General features: G+C 71.1%; 9 protein-coding genes. 5 read left to right on the top strand and 4 right to left on the bottom strand.

The window, feature by feature from the left end:
- Positions 1-26: 26 nt before the first annotated feature.
- The 4 genes from RQG84_RS04755 to RQG84_RS04770 all read right to left on the bottom strand — a co-directional run bounded on the left by RQG84_RS04755 (position 27) and on the right by RQG84_RS04770 (position 6,699).
- Positions 27-893 carry an oxygenase MpaB family protein gene (locus RQG84_RS04755; protein ID WP_311209080.1) on the bottom strand — a complete coding sequence of 289 codons (867 nt, stop codon included), beginning with the start codon at positions 891-893 and terminating at the stop codon, positions 27-29.
- A 242-nt stretch (positions 894-1,135) separates the two neighbouring features.
- Positions 1,136-3,877 (bottom strand): dipeptide ABC transporter ATP-binding protein, encoded by a 2,742-nt coding sequence (locus RQG84_RS04760; protein WP_311209081.1) that lies wholly within the window; start codon positions 3,875-3,877, stop codon positions 1,136-1,138.
- Complete coding sequence (locus RQG84_RS04765; RefSeq protein ID WP_311209082.1) at positions 3,877-4,974, bottom strand: ABC transporter permease; 1,098 nt, start codon at positions 4,972-4,974, stop codon at positions 3,877-3,879. Before RQG84_RS04765 ends, RQG84_RS04760 begins: the two co-directional genes overlap by 1 nt.
- 141 nt (positions 4,975-5,115) lie before the next feature.
- Positions 5,116-6,699, bottom strand: coding sequence for an ABC transporter substrate-binding protein (locus tag RQG84_RS04770; protein WP_311209083.1), 1,584 nt, complete (start codon positions 6,697-6,699; stop codon positions 5,116-5,118).
- A gap of 253 nt (positions 6,700-6,952) precedes the next feature.
- Between RQG84_RS04770 and RQG84_RS04775 the strand changes: the two genes are divergently transcribed.
- The 5 genes from RQG84_RS04775 (at position 6,953) to RQG84_RS04795 (ending at position 12,610) form a co-directional block, all read left to right on the top strand.
- Positions 6,953-8,575: a GAF domain-containing protein gene (locus tag RQG84_RS04775; RefSeq protein ID WP_311209084.1), complete on the top strand. Its 1,623-nt coding sequence runs from the start codon at positions 6,953-6,955 to the stop codon at positions 8,573-8,575.
- Positions 8,576-8,600: 25 nt separating this feature from the next.
- A complete protein-coding gene (locus tag RQG84_RS04780) occupies positions 8,601-9,248 on the top strand; it encodes a response regulator transcription factor (protein WP_311209085.1) in 648 nt (215 codons plus the stop codon).
- Between the two features lie 928 nt (positions 9,249-10,176).
- Positions 10,177-11,451: a serine hydroxymethyltransferase gene (gene glyA / locus RQG84_RS04785; protein WP_311209086.1), complete on the top strand. Its 1,275-nt coding sequence runs from the start codon at positions 10,177-10,179 to the stop codon at positions 11,449-11,451.
- 2 nt (positions 11,452-11,453) lie between these two features.
- On the top strand, positions 11,454-12,278 hold the full coding sequence (locus tag RQG84_RS04790; RefSeq protein ID WP_311209087.1) for an SURF1 family cytochrome oxidase biogenesis protein: 825 nt from the start codon (positions 11,454-11,456) through the stop codon (positions 12,276-12,278).
- Positions 12,275-12,610, top strand: a complete 336-nt coding sequence (locus RQG84_RS04795; protein WP_311209088.1) for a DUF3817 domain-containing protein — start codon at positions 12,275-12,277, stop codon at positions 12,608-12,610. Before RQG84_RS04790 ends, RQG84_RS04795 begins: the two co-directional genes overlap by 4 nt.
- The last annotated feature ends 5 nt before the right edge of the window (positions 12,611-12,615 follow it).

The following is a 12,615-nucleotide window of genomic DNA, read 5'->3' on the forward strand; positions in this document are numbered from 1 at the left end:
GCAGGAATCCGTGGTGAGTGGGACGTTCAGGCCTCGATCGGGCGCTCGGGCGGCGTCATGGCCCAGCGGATGGACCGGGTCACCACCTCGCCGCCCAGCCGGACGGCGCTCGCCTCGGCCACCGGGAGCCAGGGCAGGCGAAGCGGCCAGCGCGACCAGCGCGGCATGAGTCCGACTCCGGCCGCCGCGAGCACGCCGTACGGGACGCGGATGGCGAGGGGCACGGGTGGGTGGACGAGCAGGTACCGCACGGTTCGTCGGGCCGCCTCGGTGCTCTCGAGCTCCGGACGGAACGCCTCGAGGGCCGCCTCGAGCTCGGCGACCGACTCCGGGACGTCGCTCGCCCCGAGCTCGCGTGCCACCACGGCGGCCTCGCGGACGTAGGCGTCGCGCCCCTCGGCGTCCAGCGGCCGGTGTCCGTACCGGTCGTGGGCGCGCAGGAAGCTGTCGACCTCGGCCACGTGCACCCAGCGCAGCAGGTGCGGGTCCGAGGCCCGGTACGGCCGACCGTCGGGAGCGACGCCGGAGATCGTGTCGTGCACGGCGCGCACCGCGCGGATGGCCCGCGCTGCGTCGGCGTCGGTGCCGAAGGTGGTGACCGCGAGGAAGCCGCTCGTGCGCTGGAGCCGGCCCCAGGGGTCGCCGCGGAACCCCGAGTGCTGGTCGACCGCGGCCATCGCGAGCGGGTGCAGCGACTGGAGCAGCAGCGCACGGATGCCACCCACGAACATCGACGCGTCGCCGTGGACCGTCGCGATCGCGGAGTCGGGAGCGAACCGGCGTGGTCCCGGCGCGAACATGATCCGCTCGCGTCGGGCCGGTCCCTCGTCGCCCGCGACTCGCGCGAAGATCGTCGCTCCGAGGGTCGAGCGTGCAGAGGTCAGCGGCTTCATCGCTCCAGTGTCACCCGGGGTGCGGCGTTCCACCCGCCGACCGGGACTGAGCCACCCGGAGCGTTGACCCGTGCTCGTGGCGCAGGTCCGAGCTGCCGCCCCGGCCACTCACCTCGGGAATCCCTCACTCACCCTGGCGAGCACGCCGGGGTGAGTGAGGGATTCCCGAGGTGAGCTCGTGATTCCCATCAAGTGATGGGAATCGCGGGCACGCGGCGGGCGGGGTGGCCCACCGGGTCGGGTCAGGGGGTGGGGGTCGCGCGGCGGGCCCGCTGCTCGACGGGGTCGGGGACGGGGACGGCCGCGATGAGGCGGCGGGTGTAGTCCTGCTGCGGACGACGCAGCACGTCCTCGCGCGGGCCGACCTCGACGAGACGACCGTGCTGGAGCACCGCCACGCGGTTCGCGAGCGAGTCGACCACGGCCAGGTCGTGGCTGATGAACAGGCACGCGAAGCCCACCCGCTGCTGCAGCTCGGCGAACAGCTCGAGCACCCGCGCCTGCACCGACACGTCCAGCGCCGACGTCGGCTCGTCCGCGATCAGCAGGTCGGGATCCAGCGCGATGGCGCGGGCCAGGCTGATGCGCTGGCGCTGGCCACCGGACAGCTCGTGGCCGAACCGCGTCGCGTACGACGCGGGCAGCTCGACCGACTCCAGGAGCGACGCGACCTTCGCGTCCACGTCGGCGGAGGACAGGTCGGTCTGCACCCGCAGCGGCTCCGCGATGCAGTCCCCGATGCTCATCCGGGGGTTGAGCGAGGCCGCCGGGTCCTGGAACACGAAGCCGAAGCGCGACCGCAGGGGGCGAAGCCGCGCGTCCGACAGTCCCGACACCGTGGTGCCCGACACCGAGATCGTCCCGCTGGTGGGCTGCTGCAGCCCGACCGCGGCGCGCCCGATCGTCGACTTCCCGGAGCCCGACTCGCCCACCAGCCCGAGCACCTCGCCGCGACGCACCTGCAGCGACACGTGGTCGACCGCGGTGAACGCCGGCTGGCCGAGGCGGCCCGGGAACTGCACGACCAGGTCGTCGACGTCGAGCACGACGTCGGCGTCCTCGGACACGAGCGACGGCCCGTCCTCGCGGCCGAGGTGGGGCACCGCGTCGAGCAGGGCCCGCGTGTAGGGGTGCCGGGGGGCCGCGAACAGCCGGTCGACGGGCGCGGTCTCGACGAGCCGACCGCGGTACATGACCACGACGCGGTCGGCCACGTCGGCGACGACGCCCATGTTGTGGGTGATGAGCACGATCGCGGTGCCCAGCCGGTCGCGCAGGCTGAGCAGCAGGTCGAGGATCTGCGCCTGCACGGTCACGTCGAGCGCGGTCGTGGGCTCGTCGGCCACGATCACGTCGGGGTCGCACGAGATGGCCATCGCGATGACGACGCGCTGCTTCTGCCCGCCCGACAGCTGGTGCGGGTAGTAGTCGACACGCTGCTCGGGGTCGGGCAGGCCCACCATCTCGAGCAGCTCGACGGCCCGCTCGCGGGCGGCCTTGGCGCTGACGTCGCGGTGGGCGCGGATGCCCTGGACGATCTGCCAGCCGACGGTGCGCACGGGGTCGAGGGCGGTCGACGGCTCCTGGAACACCATCGAGACCTCGTCGCCGCGGATCGGCCGCAGGTCCTTCGCGCTGCGTCCGACGAGCTCGCGCTCGGTGCCAGTCTGCCGCCCACGGCCCGGCACCCCCGCCGGGCTGTCCTCTCGCTCGTCGCCGGGCAGCACCGCCGGCCCGCCCCTCGACGGGTCCAGACCCGACCGAAGGATCGCCGATCCCGAGACCGTCGCCGTCGACGGCAGCAGGCCCAGCACCGCACGGGCCGTGACCGACTTGCCCGACCCGGACTCGCCGACCACGGCCAGCACCTCGCCGGGCGCGACGTCGAACGACAGGCCGCGCACGGCACGCACGGCTCCACCGTCGGTCGCGAACGAGACGGTGAGGTCCCCCAGCGAGAGGACCGCGGCCCTCCTGACGTCGTCGGGCACCTCCTCGACGCCACCGCTCGCGTCGAGCTCGGCCAAGGCCTGCTCGTCCAGCTCGATCTCGGACTCGGTGGTGCCGGATCCGCCGTCGCCACCGCGCGTGCGCAGCAGCGGGTTGAGCACGTCGTTGAGGCTCTCGCCCACGAGCGTCACGCCCAGCACGACCAGCACGATCGCCAGGCCGGGGAACACGCCCGTCCACCAGATGCCGTTGGTGGCGTCGGGCAGCGCCTTGTTGAGGTCGTAGCCCCACTCCGCGGCGGCCGACGGCTCGATGCCGAAGCCCAGGAACCCCAGGCCGGCGAGAGTGAGGATCGCCTCGGAGGCGTTGAGGGTGCCGATGATCGGCAGGTTCTGCGCGACGTTGCTGAACACGTGCTTGAACATGATGCGCGGCGTCCGCACGCCCACCACGCGAGCGGCGTCGACGTACGGCTCGGTCTTCACCGACAGCGTGGCGTTGCGGATCACCCGGAAGTACTGGGGCACGAAGATCACGGTGATCGAGATGGCGGCCGACATGATGCCGCCGAACGCCCCGCTCGACCCCCCGGAGAGCACGATCGAGACGACGATGGCGAGCAGCAGCGACGGGAAGGCGTAGAGCGCGTCCATCACGAGCACGAGCACGCGGTCGAGCCAGCCACCGAGGTAGCCCGAGACCAGACCGAGCGGCACGCCGACGAGGCTCGACAGCACCACGGCCAGCGCGATGACGATGACCGCGGTGCGGGTGCCGTAGACGACGCGCGAGAACACGTCGGTGCCGCCGACGTTGGTGCCGAACCAGTGCGCGGCCGACGGTGCCTGCTGCGTGCCGAACACGACGCCGTCGGCACCGCGGTCGTCGTTGAAGCCGTACGGCGCGATCCACGGCGCGAGCACGGCGACGACGACGAACGCGATCACGATCGCGAAGCCGAGGAGCAGCATGAAGCGCTGCAGGCCGTGGCTCTGCCGCACCACACCGGGCACGAGGTTCCTCGCCCGCGCCATCAGAACCGCACCCTCGGGTCGACGAGCGCCACGATGACGTCGATGAGGAAGCTGGCCAGGCACACCACGAGCGCGATGAGCGTGACGATGCCCTGCACGGCCAGGAAGTCGCGCGCCTTCAGGTACTCGGCGAGCATGTAGCCGATGCCCTTCCACTCGAAGGTGGTCTCGGTGAGCACGGCGCCCGCCAGCAGCATGGCGATCTGCATGCCCATGACGGTGACGACGGGCACGAGCGCGTTGCGGAACGCGACTTTGCGCACCACACGACCCTCGGAGATCCCTCGGGCGCGGGCCGCGGTCACGTACTCGGCGCGCAGCGTCTGCAGCAGGTTGATGCGCACGAGCCGCAGGAACACGCCTCCGGTCAGCAGACCGAGTGCCAGCGCCGGCAGCAGCGCGTACTGGAGGACCTCGAGCACGTAGCCCGGGTCACCCCACAAGATGGCGTCGACGAGAAGGATGTTCGTCCGCGGCTTCACGTCCTGCAGGGTGAGCAGCGTGGTCGTGGAGGCCCGCCCCGACGACGGCCAGCCGAACGGCGTGAACGCCAGCTTGAGCAGCAGGCCGACGAAGAACACCGGCGCCGCGTAGGCGACGATCGCGAACAGCCGCAGGGTCACGTCGGGCAGGCGGTCGCGGTAGCGGGCGGCGAGCCGGCCCAGCGGGATGCCGATCGCGAAGGCCACCACCAGGGCGTAGAGGGTGAGCTCGAGGGTCGCCGCGCCGTTGACCTTGAGGATCTGCGAGATCGGCTGGTTGTCGGTGAGCGTGGTGCCGAAGTCGCCGCGCACCAGGCCCGACACGTACTCCCAGTACTGCACGAGCATGGGTCGGTCGAGGCCGGCGTCGGCCTTGCGCTGGGCGATCTGGTCGGGGGTCAGGCGTCCGCCCTGGGCTGCGGTGATCGGGTCGCCGATCACCCGCAGCAGCACGAACACGAGGGTGACGAGCACCCAGATCATCGGCACCACGAGGGCCAGACGCACCAGCAGGTAGCGCGCCAGGGGCGGCAGCCCCCGACGTCGAGCGGGCGCGGGCCCCGATGACGGGGTGGCGGGCGGCTCGCCTGCGGCGAGCACCTCGGCGGAAGACATGGGACTCCTCGGGGAGTGGGGTCGTGCAGGGACGTGCGGTGTCACACGGGCGGTGTCACCGGGTTGGTGTCACCCGGGAGGGCGCACGCGGAAGGGGGTGGGCCCGACCGAGGTCCGGTCCGGCCCACCCCTCCGTGTGCGTCAGCCCTTCGAGAGCGACGAGAAGCGGAACTTGAACGCCGCGTCGAGCGTGTCGTCCACGCCCTCGACGTCGTCGCCGGCCACGGCCACCTGGGCACCCGTCAGCAGCGGCAGGATCGGCACCTGCTGGGCGACCCGCTCCTGGACCTGCGCGAGCGTCTTCTCACGCTCGGCCTCGTCGGCCTGCGTCCGCTCGGTGTCGAGCAGCTTCGTCGTCGTGTCGTCCTCGTAGTGGGACTGCAGGAAGTTGTTCGGCGCGAAGAACGGCGTCAGGTAGTTGTCCGGGTCCGGGAAGTCCGGGAACCAGCCCAGCTGGTACATCGGGTAGGCGTCCTTCACCCGCTCCTCGGAGTAGGTGTTCCACTCGGTGGACTGCAGGTCCACCGTGAAGAGCTTCGTGGCTTCCAGCTGCCGCTTGACCATGGCGTACTCCTGGTCGGAGTTGGAGCCGTAGTGGTCCGGGTTGTACTGCAGCTTGAGGTCGACGGGCGTGTCCACGCCGGCGTCGTCGAGGAACTTCTTGGCCTTGGCCGTGTCGGGCTTCTCGCCGTAGAGCTCCTTGAACGGCTCCGTGGCGCCGGGCTGACCGTCGGGGACGGCCGAGTAGGCCGGCGTGAACGTGCCCTTGTAGACCTGCTCCGACAGCTCGGCGCGGTCGATCGAGCTGGCCATGGCCTGGCGGATCGCCGTCTTCTGCTCGTCGTCCTCGCCGGGCATCGTCTTGAGGTTGAACACGATGTAGCGCAGCTCGCCGCCGTCGCCCTGGTGCACCTCCACGCCGTCGGCCTTCTCCAGGCTGGCGATGTCGGTGGGGGTGAGCGAGCGCCACGCCACGTCGATCTTGCCGTTCTGGACGTCGAGCTTGAGGTTGTTGGAGTCCGAGTAGTAGGTCAGGGTGACCGCGTCGTTCTCGGGCTCGCCGTAGGCGCCGTCGTACTTCTCGTTCTTGGTGAACTCGGCGAGCTCGTTCTTCGTGTACGACCCGATCGTGTACGGACCGGAGAAGCCTTGGGCCTCGACGGCGGCGTCGTCGTCCAGCACCTTGTCGGCGGGGTAGGTCTCCTCATCGACGATCGGTCCGGCCGAGGTCACGAGCACCTGCGGGAACGTCACGTCGTTGGGGGCCGCGAGGGTGAACACGACGGTCTTGTCGTCGCGCGCCTCCACGCTCTTCATGGCCCCGAGCAGCGACGCCGGACCGTTCGGGTCGTTGATGTCGACGATCCGCTTGAACGAGAACGCCACGTCGGAGGCGGTCAGCTCGTTGCCGTTGGCGAACGTCAGTCCGTCCTTCATGGTGCAGACGTACTCGGTCGGCGTCTCGAAGTCGCAGTTCTCGGCGGCGTCGGGCGTGAGCTCGGTGCTGCCCGCCGGGAAGTTCAGCAGGTACTGGTAGGCCTGGGTCTGGATCTGCGTCGAGCCGTTGTCGTAGGCACCGGCCGGGTCGATCGAGACGACCTTGTCGGTGGTGCCGACGAGGATGCCGACCTTCTTGTCGCCTGAGTTGCCTGCGCCGCAGGCGGCCAGGGTGACCCCGGCCAGTGTCGTCGCAGCGAGGACCGCTGCCCCCCGATGGATGTGCATGCGCTGCCTTCCTGAGCAGGTGTGCCACGCGCGATGGTTGCGCGGATCATGGACTTCTCGGCACGCTAGTGGTGGCTCGCGCCCGCTGGAAGGGCGTGCAGGTTGCGTTTCGATGACGACGCGGTCGGTGCGCGCGGCCTCGCGTCATGATCGGGCCGCTGGGGACTCTCGCAGACATGTGTCCATCAGGTTCGGCTCAACCCCCTCCGTGGGAGCGGCCACAGCACTATCCTCCCTCGGGAGGGAGTCGTCGATGAAGAAGAGCGGAGTGGGGTCGGAGCGTCAGAGCAGCCTGCTCGACGCTGTCGTCGCGCTGTCCCAGGACCTCTCCCTCGACAACGTCCTCCAGCGCATCGTCGACTCCGCCAGCGAGCTCGTCGGCGCCACCTACGGGTTCCTCGGCGTGCTCGACGGTCGCTCCTCGCACCGCCTCGGCACGTTCGCCGTGCACGGGCTCGACGCCGAGCACCAGGACATGATCGGCCGCCTCCCGCAGGGCCAGGGCCTGCTCGGCCTGGTGATCGACCGGCCCGAGCCGCTGCGGGTCAACGACCTCAAGAACCATCCCGAGAGCGCGGGGTTCCCGCGGCTCCACCCCGACATGACGTCGTTCCTCGGCGTGCCGATCCGCGTCCACGACCAGGTGTTCGGCAACCTCTACCTCACCGACAAGCAGGGTGACGGCGGGTTCACGCCGGAGGACGAGGAGGTCGCGGTCGCGATCGCGTCGGCCGCGGGCGTCGTCATCGAGAACGCTCGGCTGTTCGAGCAGAGCGAGCAGCAGCGTCGGTGGCTGCGCGCCACCTCCGAGGTCGCCACGGCGTTGCTGCGCCCCATCTCCCGCCAGGCCGCCAGCCAGCTCATCGTCGAGCGGGTCCGCGACGTCGCCGGCGCCGGGGCTGCTGCCCTCGTCGTGCCCGACGACGACGGGCCGTTCGTGGTCACGGCCGCGGTGGGCATCGAGCCCGACCCGGTGGGAATCCGTCCCGACATCCCGTTCCTGCGCGAGGTCGTCCGGTCGGGGCAGGCGGTGGTCATCGCCGACGCCCTGCACGACGAGCGCATCGACGACGACACGCTGGCCGCGCTCCCGGGGCTGCAGACGGTGCAGGCGCACCCGTTGCACTTCGAGGAGGGGACGGCGGTCCTCGTCATCGGGTGGTTCTCCGAGCAGATGTCGTCCACGTGGGCCCTCGACCCCGAGCTGCCGAACGGCTTCACCCAGCAGGCGGCCCTGGTCATGCAGGTGGTGCGGGCCCGCGAGACCCAGGCCAAGCTGGCGATCTTCGAGGACCGCGACCGCATCGGCCGCGACCTGCACGACCTGGTGATCCAGCGCCTGTTCGCCATCGGCCTCTCGCTCGACAGCGCCTCCGCCTCGGTCCCGCCGGCGGTCGGGGCGCGACTGTCCGACGCCGTCGACGGGCTCGACCAGACCATCAAGGAGATCCGTCGCACGATCTTCGACCTGAGCTCTCCCACGGTGCCGGCCAACCTGCGGCTCGAGATCGACGCCATCGTCGGCGAGGCCGAGCGGATGCTCGGCTACCGCCCGACGGTGGAGACCATCGGACCGGTCGAGAGCGTGGTGCCCGACATGGCGGCCGAGCAGCTGGCAGCCGTGCTCAAGGAGATCCTGTCGAACGTCGTGCGGCACTCCCACGCCGGTGAGGTCGCGATCGAGCTCGACGTCACCGACGACATCGTGCTCACCGTGACCGATGATGGACTCGGGCTCGATCCCGACCAGCCGTTCGGCAACGGACTGCGCAACATGAGGCACCGCGCCCAGAACCTGGGCGGCAGGTGCGAGTTCCTGGAGCCGTCGCACGGCGGCCTCCAGGTCCGCTGGAGCGTCCCGAAGTCGATGCCGTGATCCCCGCCAACGAAGGAACCCCCACATGAGCGAGTCCGTACGGATCTTCCTGCTCGACGACCACGAGATCGTCCGACGCGGCATCCGCGACCTCCTGGAGGCGCAGGAGGGCCTGACCGTCATCGGCGAGGCCGGCACCGCTGGCGAGGCGCTCGAGCTCATCCCGACGCTGCTGCCCGACGTGGCGGTGCTCGACGCGCGCCTGCCCGACGGGTCGGGCATCGAGGTGTGCCGCGACGTCCGGGCCGCGCACCCGGAGGTCAACGTCATCATCCTGACGTCGTTCGACGACGACGAGGCGCTGTTCTCCGCCATCATGGCCGGCGCCGCCGGCTACGCGCTCAAGCAGATCCGCGGCAACGACCTCGTCGACGCCGTCCGCCGGGTGGCCGACGGCCAGTCGCTGCTCGACCCCGCGGTCACCGCCCAGGTCCTCGACCGGATCCGCAACGCACCCGCGCCGAAGGACCCGCTCGCCGAGCTGACGGCCCAGGAGCGCCGCATCCTCAGCCTCATCGGCCAGGGCATGACCAACCGCCAGATCGCCACCGAGATGTACCTCGCCGAGAAGACGGTCAAGAACTACGTCTCCCAGCTGCTGTCCAAGCTGGGCCTGCAGCGCCGCACCCAGGCCGCGGTGCTCGCCGAGAAGCACCGCCTCTCCGGCGACTGACCCCTCCTTCGGCTGGCTGTTCGGTCCGGCTGGGCTGAGTCCTGGCCTGCGGCTGCGTTCGCTGGGTGGTGCTTGACCTGCGGCTGCGCTGGCTCGGCTGGGTGGTGTCCTGCGGCTGCGCTGGCTCGGCTGGGTCCCGGCTCGGTCCCCGAAAGGCCTCGACCGGCGGATGGGCTCCCGCTCGGCCCAGCTCCGGTGCTGCGGGTCGGTCCTGGGCCGTCGGAGGTAGGTGACGCACCGAACCGGGCCGTCAGAGGTAGGTCTCGCACCGAACCGGGCTGTCAGAGGTAGGTGACGCACCTCAAATCGCCCGGATGGGGTGCGTTACCTACCTCCCACTGCCCCAGCCGGGTGAGAGGTAGGTGGCCCGCGGAATCGGAGCGTCAGAGGTAGGTGGCCCGCGGTATGGAGGTCTGTATCCGCGCGCCACCTACCTCCGCCCGGCGAATAACGCGCGCCACCTACCTCTCACGGCCCCAAACGACACGGGGGCGAGGCACCGAGACGGTCAGGACGCCCCGAACGCACCATCGGCGCACCCGCGGCCCGAGACCCCAGGCCGAGCGCGCACCCCACCGCCGGTCGAGGCCCTTTCGGAGCGCAGGACCACTCGCTCTCACAGCAGCGCAGCCGTGCGGCGACACCGACCGAGTCCCGAGAACCTCCGCTGAACGCGCACCCGACCGCCGGTCGAGGCCCTTTCGGAGCGCAGGTCGACGAGAAGCCGAGGCAGCGCAGCCGCAGGACAAGACCCAGCCGAGGCAGCGCAGCCGCAGGACAGACCCAGCCGAGCCACCGCAGCCGCAGGACATGACCCAGCCGAGGCAGCGCAGCCGCAGGACAAGACGAACGAACGCAGGCCGCAACCCCCCGCCCACGTCACACCCGGACTCCCCCGCCCTTCGAGGACGCCCACTACCCTGGGGGCATGGACCTGAACCAGTCGCTCGCCGCGTTCGACCCCGACGTCGCGCGTCTCCTCGACGCCGAGCTGGAGCGCCAGCAGACGACGCTCGAGATGATCGCCTCGGAGAACTTCGCCCCCGTCGCCGCGCTGCAGGCGCAGGGCAGCGTGCTCACCAACAAGTACGCCGAGGGCTACCCGGGCAAGCGGTACTACGGCGGCTGCGAGGTCGTCGACGAGGTCGAGCAGATCGCGATCGACCGGCTGAAGCAGCTGTTCGACGCGGACTACGCGAACGTCCAGCCGCACTCGGGCGCCAGCGCCAACGCCGCCGTGCTGCACGCGATCGCCCGCGCGGGCGACACGATCATGGGTCTGGACCTCGCCAACGGCGGCCACCTGACGCACGGCATGAAGATCAACTTCTCCGGCCGGTTGTACGAGGTCGTCCCGTACCACGTCGACGACGCCGGTCTGGTCGACATGGACGAGGTCCGCAGCCTCGCCCGCGAGCACTCGCCCAAGGTCATCATCGCCGGTTGGTCGGCCTACCCCCGCCAGCTCGACTTCGCCGCGTTCCGCGAGATCGCCGACGAGGTGGGCGCCTACCTGTGGGTCGACATGGCGCACTTCGCGGGCCTGGTCGCGGCCGGCCTGCACCCGTCGCCGCTGCCGCACGCGCACGTCGTGTCCAGCACCACGCACAAGACGCTCGGTGGTCCCCGCGGTGGCGTGATCCTGTCCAACGACCCCGAGCTGGTCAAGAAGCTCCAGTCCGCGGTGTTCCCCGGCCAGCAGGGCGGCCCGCTCGAGCACGTCATCGCCGCCAAGGCCGTCGCCTTCAAGATGGCGCTCGAGCCCGACTTCAAGGACCGCCAGCAGCGCACCATCGAGGGCGCGCAGATCCTGGCCGAGCGGCTGCTCGCCGACGACGCCCGTGAGGCCGGCGTGCAGGTTCTGTCCGGCGGCACCGACGTCCACCTCGTGCTGGTGGACCTGCGCAACAGCGAGCTCGACGGCCAGCAGGCCGAGGACCGGCTCCACGAGGTCGGCATCACGGTCAACCGCAACGCGGTCCCGAACGACCCGCGGCCGCCGATGATCACGTCGGGACTGCGCATCGGCACGCCCGCACTCGCCACCCGCGGGTTCGGTGCCGAGGAGTTCCGTGAGGTCGCCGACGTCATCGCCGAGGCGCTCAAGCCGGGCGACATCGACGTCGAGGGCCTGCGCAAGCGGGTCACGACGCTCGCGGAGCGGTTCCCGCTCTACCCGCACCTCACGCCCTTCACCTCCTGATCGTGACGTCCGCGGCCAGGCCGTCCACCGCGCGGCTGTGGCTGCGGCTCACGCCGTTGCACCTGTTCGCGCTGGTGGCGCTGGCGGCGTGCGTGGCGGGCGGGTTCTGGCAGCTCGGCGCGTACGAGTCGCGCCAGGGTGACGCGGCGCGCGAGTCCGCCGCTGCGGCGCCGGCTCCCATCGTCGACGTGTGGGGGCTGGGCCAGCCGTTCCGGACCGACCTGCAGGACCGGCGCGTGACCGTCGAGGGACGGTTCGGGCCGGTGGACGAGCAGTTCTGGGTGCGGGGCGAGATGACGCGCGGCGACGTGTGGCTCGTCGCTCCCTTCGTCGTCGACGGCTCCGACGGCGCGCTCCTGGTGGTGCGTGGACGTGCCGACCCGTCGGCCGAGCGGGACGCCGTCATCCCGGCGGTCCCCGAGGGTCGCCAGCAGCTGTCGGTGGTGCTCCAGCCCAGCCAGGGCGGCGGGTCTCCCCTCGGTCGCGAACGCACGACGACGGCGATCACCACGCCCTCGTTGCTGAACGAGCTGCCGTACCGGCTCTGGTCCGGCTACGGGCTCCTGGACACGCCCGCGCCCGACGGTGCGCTGGCGCAGGGTTGGACCCCCGTCGAACCGCCCGACCCCGACGTCTCATGGACGGTGGGGCTGAAGAACCTCGCCTACGCCCTCCAGTGGTGGGTGTTCGGCCTGTTCGCCGTGGTCATGTGGTGGCGGATGTGCCGCGACCAGGTCGACGAGGCGCGTGCCCGCCACGACGCCGCACCACCGGAGCGACCCGCCGACCGACCCGACGACCAGCCCGCCGATAACCTGGCTCCGTGAGTCGCATCGCTGTCGCCTACCGCATCCTCGCCTGGGTCGTGGGCGTGAACCTGCTCGTCGTGTTCGCCGGATTCTTCGGCAAGATCCTCACCGAGCCCGGCTCGTGGTGGCGCCGCAACCAGGACGTCTTCCTGGTCATCGACCAGGTCCACGGGCTCCTCTTCATGGTCCTGCTCGTGCTCATCGCCCTGCTGTCGAGCCGTCACCGCTGGAAGCCGGCGTTCACCGTCACGACGATGCTCCTGGCCACGGTGCCCTTCGTGAGCTTCTGGGCCGAGCGCCGCACCACGCGCGTGCTGCGCGCGGAGGCCGACGCCCCCGGCACCGCCTGACGGGA

This window comes from Aeromicrobium sp. WCS2018Hpa-31 (genome assembly GCF_031843905.1).
Classification (GTDB): domain Bacteria; phylum Actinomycetota; class Actinomycetes; order Propionibacteriales; family Nocardioidaceae; genus Aeromicrobium.

What these genes read in the sequence shown, in the direction of transcription:
- RQG84_RS04755 (WP_311209080.1), bottom strand. Translation starts at nt 893, where the DNA reads ATGAAGCCGCTGACCTCTGCACGCTCGACCCTCGGAGCGACGATCTTC.
- RQG84_RS04760 (WP_311209081.1), bottom strand. Translation starts at nt 3,877, where the DNA reads ATGGCGCGGGCGAGGAACCTCGTGCCCGGTGTGGTGCGGCAGAGCCAC.
- RQG84_RS04765 (WP_311209082.1), bottom strand. Translation starts at nt 4,974, where the DNA reads ATGTCTTCCGCCGAGGTGCTCGCCGCAGGCGAGCCGCCCGCCACCCCG.
- RQG84_RS04770 (WP_311209083.1), bottom strand. Translation starts at nt 6,699, where the DNA reads ATGCACATCCATCGGGGGGCAGCGGTCCTCGCTGCGACGACACTGGCC.
- RQG84_RS04775 (WP_311209084.1), top strand. Translation starts at nt 6,953, where the DNA reads ATGAAGAAGAGCGGAGTGGGGTCGGAGCGTCAGAGCAGCCTGCTCGAC.
- RQG84_RS04780 (WP_311209085.1), top strand. Translation starts at nt 8,601, where the DNA reads ATGAGCGAGTCCGTACGGATCTTCCTGCTCGACGACCACGAGATCGTC.
- glyA (WP_311209086.1), top strand. Translation starts at nt 10,177, where the DNA reads ATGGACCTGAACCAGTCGCTCGCCGCGTTCGACCCCGACGTCGCGCGT.